This window comes from Paenibacillus sp. JCM 9796, assembly GCF_055379675.1.
Genome location: NZ_AP043723.1, coordinates 3,087,388 through 3,107,340 on the forward strand (window position 1 = coordinate 3,087,388; position 19,953 = coordinate 3,107,340).

Annotated in this window: 17 protein-coding genes; 13 read left to right on the forward strand and 4 right to left on the reverse strand. The window is 49.8% G+C overall.

The window, feature by feature from the left end:
- Nucleotides 1-62: 62 nt before the first annotated feature.
- Nucleotides 63-1,304: an ISL3 family transposase gene (locus ACZ439_RS14860; protein WP_201317670.1), complete on the reverse strand. Its 1,242-nt coding sequence runs from the start codon at nt 1,302-1,304 to the stop codon at nt 63-65.
- 259 nt (nt 1,305-1,563) lie between these two features.
- Here ACZ439_RS14860 and ACZ439_RS14865 point away from each other — a divergent pair, with 259 nt between their 5' ends.
- Nucleotides 1,564-2,241, forward strand: a complete 678-nt coding sequence (locus ACZ439_RS14865; RefSeq protein WP_464619853.1) for a hypothetical protein — start codon at nt 1,564-1,566, stop codon at nt 2,239-2,241.
- A gap of 53 nt (nt 2,242-2,294) precedes the next feature.
- Nucleotides 2,295-3,584 (forward strand): hypothetical protein, encoded by a 1,290-nt coding sequence (locus ACZ439_RS14870; protein WP_464619854.1) that lies wholly within the window; start codon nt 2,295-2,297, stop codon nt 3,582-3,584.
- Nucleotides 3,585-3,792: 208 nt separating this feature from the next.
- On the opposite strand, the gene ACZ439_RS14875 is transcribed toward ACZ439_RS14870, so the two are convergent.
- Entirely contained in the window at nt 3,793-4,365 is a 573-nt protein-coding gene (locus ACZ439_RS14875; protein ID WP_464619855.1) for a P-loop nucleotide/nucleoside kinase family protein, read from the reverse strand.
- A 324-nt stretch (nt 4,366-4,689) separates the two neighbouring features.
- Here ACZ439_RS14875 and ACZ439_RS14880 point away from each other — a divergent pair, with 324 nt between their 5' ends.
- From ACZ439_RS14880 to ACZ439_RS14900, 5 genes are read left to right on the forward strand one after another with little or no spacing between them, the layout of a single operon-like run.
- Nucleotides 4,690-5,484 carry an IclR family transcriptional regulator gene (locus ACZ439_RS14880; RefSeq protein ID WP_054796479.1) on the forward strand — a complete coding sequence of 265 codons (795 nt, stop codon included), beginning with the start codon at nt 4,690-4,692 and terminating at the stop codon, nt 5,482-5,484.
- A gap of 60 nt (nt 5,485-5,544) precedes the next feature.
- Nucleotides 5,545-6,183, forward strand: coding sequence for a bifunctional 2-keto-4-hydroxyglutarate aldolase/2-keto-3-deoxy-6-phosphogluconate aldolase (locus ACZ439_RS14885; RefSeq protein ID WP_054796480.1), 639 nt, complete (start codon nt 5,545-5,547; stop codon nt 6,181-6,183).
- 46 nt (nt 6,184-6,229) lie between these two features.
- Nucleotides 6,230-6,706 carry a tripartite tricarboxylate transporter TctB family protein gene (locus tag ACZ439_RS14890; protein WP_164751896.1) on the forward strand — a complete coding sequence of 159 codons (477 nt, stop codon included), beginning with the start codon at nt 6,230-6,232 and terminating at the stop codon, nt 6,704-6,706.
- A 13-nt stretch (nt 6,707-6,719) separates the two neighbouring features.
- Nucleotides 6,720-8,225 (forward strand): tripartite tricarboxylate transporter permease, encoded by a 1,506-nt coding sequence (locus tag ACZ439_RS14895; RefSeq protein ID WP_127608904.1) that lies wholly within the window; start codon nt 6,720-6,722, stop codon nt 8,223-8,225.
- Between the two features lie 41 nt (nt 8,226-8,266).
- Entirely contained in the window at nt 8,267-9,259 is a 993-nt protein-coding gene (locus tag ACZ439_RS14900) for a tripartite tricarboxylate transporter substrate binding protein (protein WP_127608903.1), read from the forward strand.
- 106 nt (nt 9,260-9,365) lie between these two features.
- On the opposite strand, the gene ACZ439_RS14905 is transcribed toward ACZ439_RS14900, so the two are convergent.
- Nucleotides 9,366-10,301: an aldo/keto reductase gene (locus ACZ439_RS14905; protein ID WP_054796483.1), complete on the reverse strand. Its 936-nt coding sequence runs from the start codon at nt 10,299-10,301 to the stop codon at nt 9,366-9,368.
- Nucleotides 10,302-10,519: 218 nt separating this feature from the next.
- On the opposite strand from ACZ439_RS14905, the gene rpoN reads away from it, so the two are divergent.
- Complete coding sequence (rpoN, locus tag ACZ439_RS14910; RefSeq protein ID WP_464619856.1) at nt 10,520-11,827, forward strand: RNA polymerase factor sigma-54; 1,308 nt, start codon at nt 10,520-10,522, stop codon at nt 11,825-11,827.
- A gap of 34 nt (nt 11,828-11,861) precedes the next feature.
- Here the strand turns inward: rpoN and ACZ439_RS14915 are convergent, their stop codons facing one another.
- On the reverse strand, nt 11,862-14,759 hold the full coding sequence (locus ACZ439_RS14915; RefSeq protein ID WP_464619857.1) for a transporter substrate-binding protein: 2,898 nt from the start codon (nt 14,757-14,759) through the stop codon (nt 11,862-11,864).
- Between the two features lie 451 nt (nt 14,760-15,210).
- Between ACZ439_RS14915 and ACZ439_RS14920 the strand changes: the two genes are divergently transcribed.
- The 5 genes from ACZ439_RS14920 to urtE all read left to right on the forward strand — a co-directional run bounded on the left by ACZ439_RS14920 (nt 15,211) and on the right by urtE (nt 19,922).
- Nucleotides 15,211-16,452: a transporter substrate-binding domain-containing protein gene (locus ACZ439_RS14920; RefSeq protein WP_230876116.1), complete on the forward strand. Its 1,242-nt coding sequence runs from the start codon at nt 15,211-15,213 to the stop codon at nt 16,450-16,452.
- 72 nt (nt 16,453-16,524) lie between these two features.
- Complete coding sequence (gene urtB, locus ACZ439_RS14925; RefSeq protein WP_054799448.1) at nt 16,525-17,382, forward strand: urea ABC transporter permease subunit UrtB; 858 nt, start codon at nt 16,525-16,527, stop codon at nt 17,380-17,382.
- 6 nt (nt 17,383-17,388) lie between these two features.
- Nucleotides 17,389-18,462: an urea ABC transporter permease subunit UrtC gene (gene urtC, locus ACZ439_RS14930; RefSeq protein ID WP_464619858.1), complete on the forward strand. Its 1,074-nt coding sequence runs from the start codon at nt 17,389-17,391 to the stop codon at nt 18,460-18,462.
- A 19-nt stretch (nt 18,463-18,481) separates the two neighbouring features.
- Nucleotides 18,482-19,231, forward strand: coding sequence for an urea ABC transporter ATP-binding protein UrtD (gene urtD / locus ACZ439_RS14935; RefSeq protein ID WP_054796496.1), 750 nt, complete (start codon nt 18,482-18,484; stop codon nt 19,229-19,231).
- The gene (urtE, locus tag ACZ439_RS14940; protein ID WP_464619859.1) at nt 19,224-19,922 is read left to right on the forward strand and encodes an urea ABC transporter ATP-binding subunit UrtE; all 699 of its coding nucleotides are present in this window, start codon (nt 19,224-19,226) and stop codon (nt 19,920-19,922) included. Before urtD ends, urtE begins: the two co-directional genes overlap by 8 nt.
- Nucleotides 19,923-19,953: the final 31 nt, after the last annotated feature.

Consider the following 19,953-nt stretch of genomic DNA (forward strand, 5'->3'; position numbering starts at 1 on the left):
ATATTTTGATAGAATAAGGGCTCAATTCCAAAGTTAGTGCTTGAGATTTCGGAACGTTTGTGTTATCGGCAATAACGTGCACGATTGCATTCAACGAGAAGACCCTGCACGTACCTAACTCGGTTGCGAGTGAAGTAATGTCTGCGCTGGAAAGCTTTCATTCGGTTATTTTTGCCTTCAACGGCAGCGTTGGTCCAGCGGCAACGATGGTAGTTGACGATCTCTTGACGCCAGTTCCGAATGGTTTTCAAACAAGCGGAGACAGCCGGATGTTCGAGCCGTTCCCCTTGTTTGAGCCAGTCATCTAATCGGATGTTCGCTACTTTCGCATCCGGCGAGCAGTCGTACCATTCGCTGAACGCTTCTTTCCAAGCATGCGCCTGCTGCAACAGAGGCGAATAACTCAGAATTTCCTTTAACTGTTGTTGCTGTTGGGCAGGCAGCGATGCCTGTGGCGGGTTGAGCAACCGATGCTTGGCTTTCAGATTGGCTTTCGCTCTGGGAGACAGTGTGCTTTGCACCGTTTTTCGGACGGCCTGAACAGCTTCCGTGACATACCGATGGACATGAAATCGGTCCGCAATCCGAATCGCTTCCGGAAAACATTCCTGAATCCAGGTATGGTAATAGGGTGCTAAATCCATTACCACGGCTCTCGGACGCAGCGCCAAAAACTCCGGATGCTGCCTCGCATACGCTCGAAGTTCTTCCAATGTACGGCCGGGTAAAATGTCAAGCAGCGTTTCGCCTCTTAAATTATGGATGCCTGTATTGTAGGTATGACCTTTTCGGATCGCGAAATCGTCTATCCCCAGTACCAGGTTCGAGGTATGAGCGGCATCTTGCCACACACGTTCCTGAAGACGCGCGCTTTCCGCCGCCAACCATTGTTGATGCTTGGTTTGGAGTGTGCTCGCGGGCATTTCATGAATTTCAGCGCTTTGTTTGACGGTAGCCGCCGTTGCCGTGCGAATGGCTTGCTTTTCAAAAGCGTGAGAGTACCGTTTGCCAGCGCCGACAAAGGCATACTGCCAGACGAAACCACATTGGCAATCATTACAGAACATCCGGATGGCAGGGGTTAGCACATAAATGGTTTTGTCAAATGCATCGCGATGACGAATTTTACGCATCCGGTTTTTACCTCTACGGATCACGGACTCTTTCGATCGACAGATCGGGCATGCCTGGGTATTCGAACAAGGAGAGACTTCGATATGAATCGTTCGTTCATCGATTTCCAAAACTTGTATCGCTTTAACCTCTGGTAAATCAAGCAAAAGATCGGTATACTGGTTGTGCATCTGTCATTCCTCGAAGTGGATTGGTAGCACAACCATTTTACGGAATGTACAGATGTTTTTCTATTCTGGGCCACTCAGCATAAGAAATCAGTTACTTTCAAGCACTATGTTTTGTGTAGAGCCAGAATAAGACTAGTACTTTTGTTTGTTATAGCAGTAATCGTGCAAGTTATAACCCTAAAATCAATTAGATTAGATTCACATAGAAAGAAAGTTCTAAAAAATACCTAATGATTGAATAGTGAACGGAGGATATAGTGTGGAGGAACTGAGCATTAGAACAATAATAAAAAATATGATCGAGGATTTTTCGAATGTTTCTAATGGGTTACTAGATATTACTAACAATGAGATGTATGCGGTAAATGCTGAAAAAGCGGTTTATGGAAAGGTATATGGAAAACCTAGTGCCCGATTAGCAACACTACTTAGTATTGATAGGGAAGCTCTGATCCTCTTTTCTGGTTACTCTAAACAGCAAATGAGAACAATTAATACCGTCTGCACTATTATTAAGAACTCCAGCGGGAGACTTGAGCCGACTGTTGCAATTGTTGTCCACTGTGACAATCAAGGAAATGCTAAGCTTAAAAAATGGGGGAGAGAAAATGGTGTATCAGTTCTCCCTGTTTATTATCACAAGGATAAATTCCCAAAAACAATTGAAGAGTTTGAAAACATGCTTTGTAGGGAACTCTTTTCATATGATTCATTTGACATTGTTGGGCCTGTTTCAGATGATCAACATTTTTATGGCCGGCGGGCTGAAGCGCAGGATTTGGCAAGGCAACTTCAAATGGGACAAATAAAATGTTGTTTGGGGATAAGAAAAGTTGGAAAAACTTCAATAGTCAATAGAGTTGTAGATGTATGTAGAGAACAACATGATTGCTATTTAGTAGTTGTGGATTGTTCCAATGACAGTGTCTGGTCCTGAGATCGCATCAATTGATGGTAGCGCTCGCAAAAACATTAAAGGAGATTAAAGGAATGCCAGAAGGCTATTCTCCTTTGATTGCATCTGATGAAGAAACAGACATGTTGACTGCTACCCAAATTCTATCTACAGAGATTGCTGGTTCGGATAAACCGATTATTTTTGTATTCGACGAGATTGATTATATTACACCAAGTAGCCCAACTACTCAATCGTGGATAAATGATTTTAATGAATTTTGGAGGAATTTTCGGGTTCTTTACCAAGAATCTGCAAGAATAAATAAGCGCTTCTCGATACTTATAAGTGGGGTTTCAAGTAAGTGGTTCCGAGTGGAGTCGATTGAAGGTGTTGAAAATGCGGCCTTGGCTTTTGTGCCAGAGGAGTATCTCCTTCCACTTCCTAGAGGGGCAAGTATTGCAATGATTCGTGAATTAGCTAGAGTGTCTGGATTGTATTTTGACGAAGTTAACGGGGACCCAATTGCTTCGGTTTGTTGCGATATACCATACTGGATTCGTAAAGCATGTTCATTTATACATCGCAGAATTGATATTCAAATGAGGCCAATAAAACCGGACGTACAAACCGTAAAAATTCACCTAGAGGAGTTTATTGAAGCAGAAGGTTCTATAATAGCTCAGGCTGCGTTAACACATCTTTTCCGGGTATACCCAGATTTGAAAGACCATGCTATGGAATGTTTCAAAGGGAATGTTGAATCAGTTCCGAAGTCTTATATTAATATTTTAACAAAGTATGGATTATTAAAAAAGCAGGGAGAGTCTTATAAACTTTCAGGTGAAATGTTTAATGAGGGCTTAGCCCTAGTTCTCGAAGAGGCAAAAATGGCTGAAGAGAAAATGAAAACAGGTCAAATCTATGATAAAGAACCAACTATAGACGAATGGTTACCCCAAAAAAACCTATTAGAAGAATGGTCCGACGAACTTGCTCTTATCGGCAAGCGGAGAAATCTTTTAGAGAAAAAACTAAGAGGAATTGTATTGAATTTTTTAAGGTTTGATTCGTTAATGGATAAGCAAAAACCATCAGTAAATGAAAGAATATTAAAAAGAATAGAGGAGAAAAAGAGAAAAGTTTTTATGTCTATTCCTCCAGATGAATTTATGGAAAAACTACTCTGGACTGAGTTAGTGACAATAATTGATAAAGAATGGTCCGTATTTGAAAGACTTTTTTCAGATAAAGCTCAATTTTCCCTAAATTCTTCAATAATAAATGATCGTTTTGATGCACATGCAAAGGACGCTGATTCAGCAGACTTGGCATTGTATCGTCGCTCATTAACTTGGTATGAAGAGAAAATTAGAGGTGCTTGAACTTCACGCGTCGGCGAATTGTGAATTTGCCAAGCCACGGTTCGTTTCCATAAAAAAGCGAGAGCATCGACCGATTGAACGGTCGATGCTCTTTCGCTTTTATTGGAGCGCGACCGCCCGGGGTAGTTCCAAAATCTGTATGACTACGCCCGCATTCATGCGATAAAGCCCGGCGCAATGGCCGGGCTTTTTTTACTGGCTAAATCTATCAATCCGGCTGCAATATGTGATATAGCTTGTCCAAGTCGACCGTTGCAGAACTATTATCAAATTGTAAGATTTCAATGCCTTCCCATAAACACTGCTTTTCTTGAATGCTTTGTATAAAGGTGTCCCAATTGCTGAATTTCCAAGCGTCTCTTTCCAGCGCGCGGGCTTGCATTCTTTCTTTCAATACTGAAAAATCAACGGTGACTTGCAGGACTAACGGTTTGACGTTCTGCCAGTCATACTTCTCTTTTAGCTCATGAATATAATTTCTGTTAGAAAAGTAGCCAAGGAAAGGGGCATCCAATACTACGGACCTGCCAAGTTGCAGGTTGTCATTGGCTATATCAAGCAAGCTTTGGTATTCAAGATCCATAACGACATCGCTGTAAAACGTGCAGCCGTCCCGCTCATGAGGCGAATACCCGTTCGATTCCAGGATGAGGCCGGTTAATTTGTTGCAAACCACATCTTTATCAAGATAACAACAATTGTACTTAGATGAGATCAGTTTACCGATAGTCGATTTTCCAGATCCCGCAGGACCAATCAAAAAAATGACGGTAGGTTCCAAGTTACGTTCCTCCAAGAAGTCATGTTAAAAGGCATCGGCGCTAATAAAGCGCTTCTTATTTATTGTTCGCATATGTGAACTTAATTCGTGATTGTGAATCGTTATATATAGAGTATATCAATTCCACTAAGTATTTCAATCCCGTTTTACACTTTTCATATAGAGAACATGCATAATGTTCCAGCAGAACTCCGTAGAAATATTTTTGAAGGAGGATATTGAATTCATCAGTGTTTCTATTTATAATTACGTTGAAAGTTCTAAATGGCGAAATTGATTCACATATGCGAACCGAATGTATATCATGATTCAAAAGGAGAGTCTATGGAAAAGTTTCGTATGAATAAATCGGCTGAGAGGGTGGTAGATCTTTTATACTTACTTGCTAATAGTGGTTCTTCCTTAACCCTGAATGAAATCTGTACGGGGTTAGGCCTCCCTAAAAGCAGTGGTTTTGAATTGGTGCAAACCTTGCTCTATAAAGGTTTTATAGAGATGGATGACGTACGGTTAAAAAGTTATCGTCTAGGGTTGGGTGCATTTGAAGTGGGCAGTAAGTATCTGTCCAACTTGGGACTTCCGCAGCGAGCAAGGCCTTTTCTGGAAGAATTAAACAAACAGACCGGCAGCACCGTTTTTCTGGGGATTGAAGACAAAGGTAAGATTGTTTACTTGGATAAAGCGGAAAATTACTCGGTCATGCGACCGACAGCCAAACTGGGTTCTCGACGATTCATGCACACTACAGGTCTTGGGAAAGCCTTGTTGGCAGCGTTTCCTACGGATAAGATTCAATACATCCTGGGTGATGGTGAAATTGAGGGGAAGACACCGTATTCGAAAGTGACTTTGCCGGATATTTTACAGGATATGAAGGAAATACGCGAACGAGGTTACTCGATTGATGACCGTGAAGATAATTTGGAGATGTATTGTATCGGTTCGGCCATATATGACCAATCGAATAATCCGGTTGCTGCGATTAGTGTGGCCAGCATCCGTTCTAACATGACGCCAGAGCGTGAAGAGATGATCGTGAAATTGGTCAAAGAAACGGCGTTGAAACTTTCTCGTCAGCTCGGTTACAGCGGCGAGAGGCTGTATATGGATCCTATGTAAGGTAAGCGGAAACGGATGGCATTATTCAAATGAAATATTAAACAACGTGGAGGACATACTATGTGGAGAAAGCTAGAGAACCTAAACAAGATTTATGAAAGCGGAATCGTCCTCATTATCCGTTCCGATAACGAACAGGAAGCGCTGGCTGTTGCGGAAGCTGCGATAGAAGGCGGAATTAAAGTACTGGAAATCACGATGAGTGTGCCGAATGCACTCCAAGTGATTCGCACGTTAGCTGACAAATATAGCGACGTTTTAATTGGCGCGGGTACGATTCTGGATGGCGAAACCGCCAGAGCGGCTATATTGGCGGGGGCTGAGCTTTTAGTAAGTCCGCAGCTGAATCCGGAAATGATCAAGATGGCCAATCGCTACCAGGCCATTACGATAAGCGGCGCTTTCACTCCGAAAGAGGTATTGGAAAGTATAGAAGCGGGTGCAGACATTGTGAAGCTATTCCCGGCCGAAGTAGTCGGACCGCAGTATATAAAAGCCGTCAAAGCTCCAGTACCGCAAGCTCCGATTGCACCGACAGGCGGAGTTACCCCACAGAATGTTCACGAATGGCTGCAAGCCGGCTGTGTAGGGGTCGGGGTAGGCAGCTATATTAGTAAAGCGGCGCAAAAGGATGGTGACTATCGCAAGGTTACGGCTGCTGCCAAAGAGTTTCTTCAGGCGGTTGCCGCAGCACGCTAGTCTTCCGATTCGACCTGAACCACATCAATAAAAGGAGGTGACCGGCTTGGATCATGCGAAAGAAAGCGGTTTAGTAAAAAATGCGGGATTTTGGACAGGTATTGTGTTGCTTATTTTCGCTTCCATTGTTTTTTGGCAATCCTTCTCTCTGAAATATTACACGGCTTTCGGACCTGGTCCCGGTATGTTTCCCAGATGGCTGAGCGGCATTCTGATCATTATTTCTATCGTTTATATCTGGCAATCGGTAAAAAAAGAAGTGTTCCAATTTAAAGATATTTTTCCCAAGGGTCGAGAGTTAGGAAATATTTTGTCCGTTCTGGCGTCGGTGGTTGTGTTTATGCTCATTGTGAATTTTACCGGCTTTATTATTGCAAGCACCGTATTGCTTTTTATTCTGCTTGTTCGCGAATATAAGTGGTATTCGGGGCTCGCCATCTCGGCAGTAACATCCATCATATTGTTTATAGTGTTCAAATCATTCTTTGATATTCCGCTTCCAGTCAACATGTTTGGATGGTAATAGGAGGAAGTAAATGGAATCTCTTATGCAATTGCTTGCAGGTTTCGAGACAGCGCTTACCTGGTGGAATTTGCTGTATTGCTTGATTGGCGTTACTGTAGGGATGTTTGTAGGCGTATTGCCCGGGCTTGGCCCCACAACGGCTACAGCCTTGCTGATTCCGGTAACCTTTGGGATGGAACCGGTTTCCGCCATTATTATGTTGGCCGGGATTTATTACGGCGGTATGTATGGAGGGACCGTCACTTCCGTTCTAATTAACACGCCCGGAGAGGCAGCATCCGTTATTACCTGCTTGGACGGCCATCCTTTGGCTAAGCAGGGAAGGGCAGGGGTTGCCCTTGGTGTGGCGGGGATCGGCTCCTTCATCGGAGGGACCGTATCGATCATCGGCCTGGCATTGATCGGCCCGGTCTTGGCGGACTTTGCCTTGCGGTTCGGTCCGCCGGAATTTTTCGCTCTGATGGTATTCGGTCTCATCATGGTCATTGGTTTAATGGGCAAGTCGCTCGTTCGGGGTTTGATTGCGGCGTTCATCGGGTTAACATTGTCTCTGGTCGGGATGGACCCTGTTTCCGGAGCGGTCCGGTTCACTTTCGGCGAGCCGTATTTAATGAACGGGTTTGATTTAGTCACTATCGCGATGGGCTTGTTCGGGCTCTCGGAGATCCTGCTTGGTATGGAGAACCTCACAAATTCGGAGAAACCGGCCAAAGTGAAAGGGCTTCTGCCCAGACGCGAAGAATGGAAACCGACGGTGAACTCTATAGGCCGGGGAACCGTGCTTGGATTTATAACGGGCTTGATCCCGGGCACGAACTCTGTCATCCCGGCTCTGCTTTCCTACTCATTGGAAAAGAAGATTGCCAAAGATCCTTCACGTTTCGGGAAAGGTGCAATCGAAGGTGTTGCCGGTCCTGAAACCGCCAACAATTCGTATTGCGGAGCAGCGCTTATTCCATTGTTCACGCTGGGAATTCCAAGCTCACCGACCATTGCGATCCTTTTGGGAGCTTTCATCATGCATGGGCTGACTCCAGGGCCAGTGCTGTTCCAGAATAACCCGGGCTTCGTCTGGGCGATTATCGCAAGTATGTTTATCGGCAATTTCTTTTTGCTGATCATGAATTTGCCTTTGGCGGGGATGTGGGCAAAAATTACGATGGTTCCTGCCAAGCTCCTGTATCCGATTATCCTGATCATTTCTGTACTAGGGGCATATACCGTCAATAACAGCCTCTGGGATGTTGGCGTCATGTTTGTTTTCGGCATCATCGGCTACGTCATGAAAAAACTCGACATTCCCATGGCACCCATTGTATTGACGTTTGTATTAAGCAAGCTCATGGAAAGCTCTTTATTGCAGTCGTATAAAATGTTTCATGGCAACTTGCTGGAGTTGTTTCAACGGCCGTTATCCGGCTCCTTGTTAGTCATTTCTCTTATTGTGCTAGTTCTTAGCGTCATCGCCGAAATCAGGAAAAAGAAATCCGGTTTTGCCGCGGATATCGAGATGTAACATGCATTAAACCATAAAAAACCTTCATGGGGGAACGAACAATGAAAAAAATCGCATTAATTGCAAGCTTGTCTTTAGGTTTGTTGGCTGGTTGTGGCACACAAGGTACACAGGGAACAGAGGGAACGCAAGGGGGACAAGCCTCACAAGCAGCATTCCCGGAAAAAGAAATTACGTTAGTTGTTCCATTCGCTGCAGGCGGCGCTTCAGACGCCACAGGCCGTATGGTTGCCAAGGGCATGGAGGAAAAACTTAAGAAGCCCGTAGTAATCGTAAATAAACCAGGCGGCACAGGCGGCGTAGGGATGTCCTTCGTTCAAGCCAGTCCCAAAGACGGATACACCATAGGATATGTTCCTGCGGAGTTCGCTATGCATAAACCATTAGGACTCTCTGATTTGGAGCCAAGCAAGTTCGATCTCATTGGGCAAGCAACGATGGTTCCTGCAGCCGTTACCGTTGCAGCAAACGCTCCTTATAACACGATTGAAGAGTTTATCGAATTCGCCAAGAAAAATCCGGAGCAAGTCAAAGTGGGCAATTCGGGATCAGGCTCCATATGGCACGTTGCCGCCAGCGCATTTGCCAATAAAACAGGCGTTAAATTCACCGATATTCCTTTTGATGGTGCTGCTCCCGCTGTAACCGCATTAATGGGAGGCCATGTCGATGCAGTCATGGTCGGCACCGGGGAAGTGAAAAGCGGGCTGGAAGCCAAGAAGCTGAAGGTTCTTGCCGTTATGACTGCTGAACGGGATAAAAATTTACCGGATGTCCCGACACTGAAGGAAAAAGGGATTGATGTTCAGTTTGCAGGATGGGGTGGATTTGTAGTGCCAAAAGGTACTCCGAATGAAGTGAAAACCGTGCTGGCTGACGCTTTGAAATATGCCGTTGAATCGGATGCGTTCAAAAAGTTTGCGGACGAACGGAGTATGCTCGCGATCTATAAAGGACCTGAAGATTTTGGCAAGTTTGCAGATGAACAATTCAAATATTTCTCTGAACTGATTCCTACTATGAAACTTAAGTAAATTAAGTTGAACCCCTTTCCAAATTGGAAGGGGGTTCTTTGCTGTACGCCCCGCTTGCAGCGTTCTTGTCGAAATCGCAAGCGGAGTCAGAGCCGCAGTTCGCGGGTTACGCCTGAAAAATTTGGTCGATATTCCTGATATCCTCGGGGGTCAGCGATACCTCTAGGGTTTTCAGGTTGTTAAGCACCTGCTCGGGTCTTTTCGCGCCGGGGATCAGCGCGTCGATCGAGTCGCGGGTAAGATACCAGGCGAGCACGACGTGTGCCACGTCCGCATGTTTGGCTTCCGCGATTTGACGGACCTGCTCCACCTTGTCCAGATTGCGGACAAATTCCTCGCCTTGGAACAGCGGGTTTTTGGCGCGGCTGTCCTCGAATTTCGAGTCCTTGTTGTATTTGCCGCCCAGCAGTCCGGCAGCCAGCGGGAAATAAGGGACGAACGAGATGCCGTTGGCTGCCGTATAGGGCAGGATTTCCTGCTCGACGCCGCGTTTGAACAGGTTGTATTCGCTTTGCAGCACGTCCACGTAGCCGTCCTTATTGGCTTCCTTCAGCTGTTCGATCGAGAAGTTGGATACGCCGATGGCGCGGATTTTCCCTTCATCCTTCAGCCGCTTCAATGCGCCCACGGCTTCGTCCTTAGGCGTATGCTCGTCGGGAAAGTGGATATAAAACAAATCGATATAGTCCGTTTGCAGCTGCTTCAGGCTGTTTTCGACCGCTTGCTTCAGGAAGGCGGGGGAGTTGTCCACCGTCATCTTGCCGTCGACCGGTTTGTGCGCGCCTTTGGTGGCGATAACGACATCTTCGCGGCGGCCCCGTTCTTTGAGCACTTCGCCGATCAATTGCTCCGAGCGTTCGGGACCGTATATGTAGGCCGTATCGATAAAGTTGATCCCGTTGCCGAGCGCGGTGCGCACCACTTCTTTTCCGGTTTCGACGCTAAGATTCGGAAACAGGTTATGGCCGCCAACCGCATTGGCGCCGAGCCCGATCGGATTGACGTACAGCCCGGTTTTCCCCAAACGTGTCTTTGTTCCCATGTTACCACTCATCTCCTTTTTTTGGAATATATTCATTATACCAAAAAGAAGAAAGAAAACCGAAACCGGAAGGCTGCCATCTATTAATGTTATATATAATAACATAATAAGTTATTTTCTTCTTGAGATTGCGCCGAAAATGATTATAATTGATGTTAATTAATGAAGAAAAAGAGGGTTTATGTTACTTTCTTGTAAGAAAGGGGCCTGGGATCACTGTGAACAACAGACTCGTACTGACACAAACCCAGAAGCTGGCGGTCACCGCCAACATGCAGCAAAGCCTGTATATTCTCCAAAGCTCCAATATGGAGCTGATCGAATTTATCAATCAGCAGGCCGATGAAAACCCTGTTTTGGAAGCCGATTTCGGGACGATGCTCCATAATCGGGGGGTAGCGGGGAGCTCCGCAGCTGCTCCGGAATACGATCCCATTGCGATGGTGGCGAACGCTGCCCCCACGCTGGAGCAGCATCTGCTTCGCCAGCTGAACTGTCTGACAGGCCTCCCTGCGGGAGTGTACGAGGCGGCGAAGTATATGATCGGCAATTTGGACGATAACGGCTATTTGGCGCTGCCGCTCGAGCAGGTCGCCGGGGATCTCGGAATCAGTCCGGCGATCGTCGACCTTGCCCTTAACCGGGTGCAGGAGCTGGACCCCGCCGGCGTAGGGGCGCGGAATTTGAGAGAATGCCTGCTTATTCAACTGCGGCTTACGCACGGAGTGGACAGTCTCGTTTACCGGCTCGTCGAGGGACATTTGGAGGATCTGGCGGCCAATCGTATCAAGCGGATCGCCAAGGAGCTGAGGGCCGATGCCGACGAGATCCGCGAGGCGGCCTGCCGGCTTACGGCGCTGGTTCCCCGCCCTGGGGCGATATTCCAAGCCGACAAGCCCCACTATGTGATACCGGACATCATCATCGAACAAAGGGAGGAAGGTTTCGATATTCGTGTCCGCTCGATATCCAAGTCCGTAAGGATCAACGGCTTTTACAAGGGAATGTCGGAGCTGGCGGCGGCGGGAGACCCGGAGCGGCAGTTTTTGAAGGAGAAGCTTTCTTCCGCCGAATGGCTTCTGAAATGCCTGTCCCAGCGCGAGAAGACGCTGCGGCTCGTGGCGGAAGCCGTCGTGGAAGCGCAGGCGGAGTTTTTCCGGACGGGAAAGGGCAGCCTGGCGCCCCTTTCGCTGAAGGAAGTCGCGGAGCGGATTGGCATGCACGAATCCACCGTCAGCCGTTCGGTTGCCGGGAAGTTCGCGCAGACGCCGAGGGGCATATTCGAGTTGAAATATTTTTTCGCATCGGGCGTTTATGCCTCGGAAGGGCCGGCCGTGTCGGCGGATCATATCAAGCGGAAAATCAAAGAGTTGATCCGGTTGGAAAACGCAGCCAAGCCCTTGTCCGACCAGCAGCTGGCGGAAGCTCTTCTGGCGGCCGGGCTCAGCATCTCCCGGAGAACCGTCGCCAAGTACAGGGAGGAGATGGGCATCGCCCCGTCGAGCCGGCGCGCGGCCCGCTCGTAATGTCTGCTCGGCGGCAGCGGCAAGGGGGGGCAGTTCATTCCTTGCCGATCTTGATTTGGTACTCCTCCAGCTTCCGGTACAGTGTAGTTCGCGAGATCCCAAGGCTCTTGGCCGTCCTGCTGATATTCCCCTTGTTTCTTATCAACGCCTGGATATACACATTCCGCTCGCTTTCCTCTCCCTTTTGCTTGATTTCCTTGATGTGGTCGAAGTTTTGGAACATTTCCGCGAGATTCGGCTGATTTCCGGGCTGTTCGTTCTGCAGGCTGTGCACAATGTACTGCGGCAGATGGATGACCTTGATATGGGGCGAACGGTCGGATAAATAAAACGCCCGTTCCATCACATTGTGCAGCTCCCGGATATTCCCCTGCCAGCTATAGTCCATCAGCACCTTGATGGCTTCCGGGGAAATCTCTTTTGCCGGGCGGCCGGTTTCGATCGACAGTTCCTCGATGAAATGGGCGGACAGCTCGGCGACATCGCCGATCCGTTCGCGCAGGGGCACGAGCTCGATGGTAAACACGTTCAGCCTGTAAAATAAATCGCTGCGGAACGACCCGTTATACGCGATTTCCTGGTTCAGGTTTTTGTTGGTTGCCGCAATGATGCGGACATCCACGGGAATCGGCTTGTGCCCTCCTACGCGGATCACTTCCTTCTCCTGAAGGACACGCAGCAGAGTGGCCTGAAGCTCGAACGGCATATCCCCGATTTCGTCGAGAAATAACGTTCCCCCGTTGGCGGCTTCGAACTTGCCGGCATTTCCCCCTTTTTTGGCCCCTGTAAAAGCTCCCTCCATATAACCGAACAATTCCGCATTGATCAGCTCTTTGGGAATAGCGGCGCAATTGATGGCGATAAAAGGCTTATCTCTTCTCGCGCTTTCATTATGAATGGCGCGGGCGAACAATTCCTTGCCTGTACCGCTTTCCCCGAGCAGCAGCACGTTGGCGTTCGTCTTCGCTGCGGATTTGGCCAGGGATACGGTCCGCAGGAAATTGCCGTCAGAGCCGATCAGCTCTTTGGTCGTAAGCTTGTTTTTGTCCCTCCGGCCGGGTGTGGCGCGATGGCCCAACTGTTTGAAGTAGACATAGTGAAACTCCGTTTTTTTGACGATCTGAATTTCGTATAAGCTGTCGGAGTCCTGCTTTCTCATCATGTAGTTCGCTTCCTCGCGGTTGTCCGAAGCAATATCCGACAGAGCCGAATGCACCAGATCGCGTTTTCTCGATAACAAATTCCGGCCCGCCTCGTTATGGAACGCGATTTTTCCTTTGCGCAGCACGAACAGGCTTTTGGAAAGCTGGTCGGACACATCCTGCATCATTTTCGATAAGGAAAAGTAGTCGTCGTGTTTGCGGGTAAGCTCGGCGCAGGCTGCGGCTAACCGGGACAAGCTTTCGAGCGGGTAACCGGCATCGTCTTCGCCGCCCTTTTTGATAAAGACGCCGAGCACCCCCATAGGGACGGTGTCCGCTTCGCTTTTGACAGGCAGCCCCGCGGAGGTCCAGGACGGCAGCCCCGGTATTTCCCGCAAATCGGCGCTTGTGTAAGACGGCGTATGCCCGGTCAAGGCCAGGCCGATGCCGGATTTGTCCAACGGATGGCGAATCCACTGGCTGCCGCCCAGGCGCAGCAGTCGGAGCAGTTCCGGGTCCGGCGGTGTCTCGTCCGGAAAAACGTCCAGCAGTACGCCCTCGGGATCGAAAAAGGCGAAGGTGAAGGGCAGAAATCCGGTGGCCTTTTTTAATTCCTTCAGCAGAAACTCGTTGCGCGTCAACCGCTTCTCCAGTACGTCCCGGAACAGCTCCTCCTGTCCGGCGTCCGTCTGCTTCTGTTCCGCTTCAAAGAACGGAACGGGAGGCAGGGGCGTCTCCGATTCCCACACGATTTGAAACCGGCCGCTGTTATCGACCCGGGCGATGCGGGAGTTTAGCCACAAATGCTGGTTTTTGTGGTCGACGACGATTTGCCCCTGGGGCGCATCGAGCTTGAGTCCGGCCAGGGTGCGGCGGATGGCGTCCGTGGACGCTTCCTTGGACCGGCGCAGCGCCTCAGCCAGCAAAAACACCGAGTTATAGGCGTTTTCCATCACCGAGCTTATCGTATCCGTGCCGTAGGTGCGCCTGTATTCCGAAACGAACTGCCGGTTGGCGGGATTGTCGATTGTATTAAAGTAAGGAAAGCTGGAGTAATGTCCTGCGGCATAGGAAGGCTGGATCGCGGAGATTTCGGTTTCCGCCGTAATCGAACTGGCGATCGGCTGCTTGAAGCCGTATTGGTAATGCTGCTGGTAAAAGGCCCCTGCGCTGTCGCCGACCAGCGTGGAGAAGATAACGTCGGGACTGGCTCGGCGGATGTCCTGCAGGTGCTGGCTGAACTTCGTGTCCCCCAGGGCGACATAGGTTTCGCCGATTATCGATCCCCCGCAGCTGTCAACCAGGTGCCGGATATACCGGTTCGTTTCCCGCGGATAAATGTAATCCGATCCGATCAGATAAAAGCTTTTGCCCAGATGTCCGATAATCCAGGGGATAAAATGCAGCAGCTGCTGGTTGGGGAGTGAACCGCAGTAGAAAATATTCCGGTGCTGCTCGGCTCCTTCATATAAGGTCGGATAGAAAAGCAGGGTGTCGTGTTTCTCCAATACAGGGATAGCCATTTTGCGGCAGGCCGACGTATATAAGCCGACAATGGCGGCGACCCGGTCGGATACGATCAGCTTTTCCGCCTTTTGGGCCGCGAGGCAAGGGTCAGACGCAATATCCTCCACAATCGGAATGAGCCGTTTGCCGTTGGCGCCGCCCTGTTCGTTGATTTGCCGGATCGCCAGCAGGCTGGCCTGATACTGCCCCCGTTCCGTAATCCCCGTAGGTCCTGTGAGGGAAAACAAAATACCCACCTTCAGTTCCCCGCCCTGCATGTTCATGTCACATAACGCCCCTTTTAGTTCGTAATAGGATATAACGCACTCTTGGTGTCCATGAAATGTAATAAAAGTGAAACACGGTAAAAAGCAACAATATTACAACGTGTCAGTTATTATAACACAACTTTTGTTCATTTTGTGTTCAATCCCTATTTTTTTTTAATTTCGGCGTGGAGAGGGGTTAAAATTAAATAAATATATAACCTTTAATGTAATGTATATTCCCGCATAAAAACTGTGTTTGGGAAGGTCGGCATCATTTTTTTTAATTTTTTTCAATTATTTCGATCGGTTGGCACAAGATTTGCTTATTAAATAGATCGAAAGCACAAATCGCCGTTTGTATCTAATCTGAGTGCGTAAGATTAGTTAACAAATCAGGGAAGGGGTTTGCAGTACGTTGTTAGAAAGGCTGGGCATAAAAAAGAAAATGGGAGTGGTACTTGTGAAAATGTTCAAAAAACAAACCGTATCGGCGCTTTTATCCATGATCCTGACATGTTCCGTCCTTGCGGGGTGCGCGGGAGGACAGAGCGGCACAGCCGCCACGAATACCGCAGCCGGCGGCGATGCGATCAAGGTGGGCGTCCTGTTCTCGTTGAGCGGCTCCCTGGCCGTAACGGAAAAAGGAATGGCGAACGCGGCCCTGCTTGCCATCGAGGAGATCAACAAAAACGGCGGCGTCAACGGAAAAACCATCGCCCCCGTACAGGAAGACTATGCCTCCGAGCCTTCCGGCGCCGCGACGAAGGCCAAGAAGCTGCTCCAGCAGGACAAGGTTACGGCGATCGTGGGCGGATACAGCTCCGCAAGCCGCCAGGCGATGCTGCCGATCGTCGAGCAGTACAAGGGCGTGCTCGTTTATCCGACCTACTATGAAGGCGAAGAATACTCCAAAAACATTATTTACACCGGCACCACACCCAATCAGCAGCTTCAGGATTTCGTTCCATGGCTGACCAAGAATGTAGGCAAAAAAGTTTATTTCATCGGTTCCGACTATGTATACCCGGTTGAAACCAACAAACAGGTAAAGGAGCTGCTGAAGCAAAACGGCGGCGAAGTGGTCGGCGAGCAGTACGTGCCGCTCGGCCAATCGGAATTCGCGTCCGTGATCAACAAAATCAAGGAAGCCAAGCCGGATGTGATTTTCTCCGATCTCGTCGGCGACAGCGTGGCCGCCTTCTATAAGCAGTACAAGAGCTACGGTTTGGACCCGGCCGTTATGCCGATCGCGAGTCCCGTTACCGCCGAATCGGAGATCGTATCGATGGGCGCCGACGTAGCGAAGGGGCACATCTCTTCGGCCGCTTATTTCCAAACGGTGGATACGCCGGAAAACAAAAAATTCGTCGATGCCTATCAGGCGAAATACGGCAAGACGGAGCCGATCACGCAGGTGATGGAAGCCTCCTACTTCTCGACGCTGCTGCTCGCCGAAGCTTTGAAAAAGGCGACGGATCTAACGAACTCCGAGACGATTATCAGCGCGTTTGCCGGACTTGAAATCAAAGCGCCGCAGGGAACGGTCAAAATCGATGCGGAAAACAACCACGCCTGGTTGAACTCGCGGATCGGTAAAATCAATGCGAGCGGCCAATTCGAAATCGTTCAAAGCACTACAGAGCCGATCTATCCCGAGCCTTGGGCCAAAGCTTTGTTCCCTAATCACGAAGAACCCTGGAAAAAGTAAAAGGGTGACGGACGGGGCGGAAAAGGAACATGCCTTTTCCGTACTCCCTTCCGAGCCGAAAGGAGGACAAGGATGGGCATCATGCAGCAGTTTGCCGACGGAATCAGCGTGGCGGGTATTTTATTGATCGTCGCCATCGGTTTGGGAATCACCTTCGGGGTGATGAAAATTATTAATATGGCTCATGGAGAGCTCATCATGATCGGAGCTTACACGACCTATATGATCTGCACGGTGGGGCATATGCCGTTTGTCGTCGGCATGATCGTCAGCTTTATTGTGACGGCGCTGGTCGGATTGCTGCTGGAAAAGTTTGTGCTGCGCCGTTTGTACGGGCGACCGATGGAAACCTTGCTCGCCACCTTCGGTATCTCCATTTTTCTTCAGCAGCTGATCCGGATGATCTTCGGTCCCGATGGTAAATCCGTGACCAGCCCGTTCCAGGGCGTGATGAACGTGGGGGACGTAGCCTTGCCGTATTACCGGCTGTTTATTGCAGGGATCGCCTTATTGATGGTGCTGGCCACAGCCTTCGCCATGTTCAGAACGAAGTTCGGCATCCAGCTCCGTTCCGTGTCGCAAAACCGGGATATGTGCGAATGCCTGGGCATCAACACCTCCCGTATCGACGCTTATACCTTCGCTTTCGGAGCGGGGCTGGCCGGACTGGCCGGGGCGATTCTGTCGCCGATCAAGAGTGTGTCGCCCACGATGGGCCTCGACTATATGATCGATTCTTTCATGGTCGTCGTGCTGGGCGGCGTAGGGTCTCTCATGGGCGCGGTGTTCGGCTCCGCCGCAATGGGCGAAAGCAACCAGCTGCTGACCACGTTTATGGGCGAAACCGGTGCGAAAATTGTCGTGTTCCTGCTCATTATTCTAGTCATTCGGTTTAAGCCGGAAGGTTTGTTCCGGATGGAAAGGAGGTAGAAGGCTGTGCCAACGAACAAATTCGGTCTCAACCATACTTTTGCGGCGCTGACTCTCGTATTCCTGGTCGTCTTTCCATTGTTCGCTTCGGAATTTCGCGTCGAGTTAATGGGAAAATTCATCGTGTTCATCCTGTTCGCCTTTTCATTGAACCTGATCTGGGGCTATACCGGGCTTTTGAGCCTGGGGCACGCCGTATTTTTCGGGCTCGGGGGTTATATGCTGGCCCTCGCTTACAGCTTGCAAAAAGGGATTCCGTCCTTTATGTCCCGCTTCAACATTACGGAAATTCCGCTGGTGATGAAGCCGCTGCAAAGCATTCCGATGGCGCTGATTCTCGGATTGGCGCTGCCGGCGGTGCTGGCGGCCCTCATAGGATTTTTCGTATTCAAGAGCAGGGTGAGCGGGGTGTACTTCTCCATCATTACGCTGGCGCTGGCCAAATTGTTTGAAATGCTGGTCATCAACCTGCAGGCCTATACGGGCGGCTTCAACGGATTGATGGGACTGCCGCGCTTTCCGATCAACGGCGAGCCGTTAAGTCTTACATCCTATTATTATGTCGTGCTGGCCGTCACGGTCCTGGCCTTTTTCTTCACCAGTTGGCTGGCCCAATCGCATTTCGGCAAAGTCATCAAGTCGATCCGCGAGGACGAGAGCCGCATCCGCTTCCTGAGCTACAATCCGGCGAACTATAAAATTTTCATCTTTACGGTTTCCGGACTGCTGGCGGGGCTGGCGGGCATGCTGTACGTGCCGATGAACGGCTTTATTTCGCCGCAGGATACGGGTATCGCGATGTCGACGGGCCTTGTGATCTGGCTGGCGATCGGCGGCAGAGGCACGCTGATGGGGCCGATCGTCGGGGTGTTCGTGGTCAACTGGCTGTCGAACCTGCTGTCCGAGCAGTATCCGACGCTATGGCAGCTGATTCTGGGCGCCGTGATGGTGCTGATCGTGCTGTTCCTGCCGAACGGCATCTACGGAACGCTGGAAAATTGGTGGAACGACCGGAGTTTACGCAAGAAGAGCGCGACAGTGGAAGAGCCCCTTCTTTACGGCAAGGGCGAAGTTCTATAAAGAAAGCCAGGTGGCAAACATGGGCGACAAAATACTCGAAACAATCGGGCTGACCGTGCAGTTCGGCGGGTTCAAGGCGATCTCCGATTTGAACTTTTCGGTGAACCAAGGCGAGCTGCGGGTCATTCTCGGGCCCAACGGGGCCGGCAAAACGACGCTGATGGATCTGATAACGGGCAAAACGAAGCCGACGTCGGGGCGGATCCTATACGACAACCACGAAATTTCCGGTATGGAGCCCTATCAGACGGCCAAGCTCGGCATCGGGCGGAAATTTCAGAACCCGCACGTGTTCGACAACATGACGGTGATGGAGAACATCGAGGTGGCGTTCCGGGGGTTCGACCGCGTATTTCAAGCCCTTTTCTATCAAAAGAAGGCGGACATCAAGGACCGCATCGAGCATATTTTGTCCACGATCGGTCTGAAGAGCAAAGCCGACCGGATGGCGGCCAATTTGTCACACGGCGAACGGCAGTGGCTGGAGATCGGCATGCTGCTCGCCCAGGACCCCAAGCTGATCATCCTGGATGAGCCGACCGCAGGCATGACGGCGGAGGAAACCTACAAAACCGGCGAGCTGATTCTGACGGTGTTCAAGGATCGTTCCGTTATCGTAGTCGAGCACGATATGGCGTTTGTCCGCCAAATTTCCAATATCGTCACCGTACTGCACCAGGGGAAGTTTCTGGCCGAGGGGCCGCTTGCCGAAATCGAGCAAAACGCGAAGGTGCAGGAGGTTTATTTGAAGGAGGATGCCCATGCTTAACGCTAACGCACTCCAAGTCTCATACGGAAAAAGCCGGGTGATCAACGGGGTAAGCCTCGAGGTAGGCAAGAGCGACAAGGTTTGCCTGATGGGGCGCAATGGAGTCGGCAAGACCACGTTGCTGAGAAGCCTGATCGGCCTGCTGGCCCCCAAGGAAGGCGCCATTACCTGGGAGGGCAAGGAAATAACCCGTACCCGGGCCAACGAGAGATCGCGGATGGGCATCGCCTATGTGCCGCAGGGCAGGGAAATTATCCCGATGCTGACGGTCAAGGAAAACCTGGAGCTTGGGGCCATGGCCCATCATCCCAAGGAAACCGCCCGGCTGATGGAAGAAATGCTGGAATATTTCCCGGCATTGAAGGAGCATTTGCCACGGAAAGGGGGTGTATTGTCAGGGGGACAGCAGCAGCAGCTTGCCATTGGCCGCGCTTTGATGTCCAAGCCGAAGGTTCTGTTTCTGGATGAACCGTCGGAGGGCATCCAACCGAATGTGGTCGCCGAAATCGCCAGAACGCTGAACCGGGTCCATGAGGAAAAGTCGCTTTCGGTTTTTATCGTCGAGCAGAATCTGGACTTCGCGTTCAAGATCGCCGAGAGGTTTTACGTCATGGAAAAAGGGCAGATCGTCAACTCGGGAAATACCCGGGAGGTTTCCACGGATACGATAAAAAAGTATTTAACCATCTGATTTTCAATTTTCATCAAATAAACCATACATG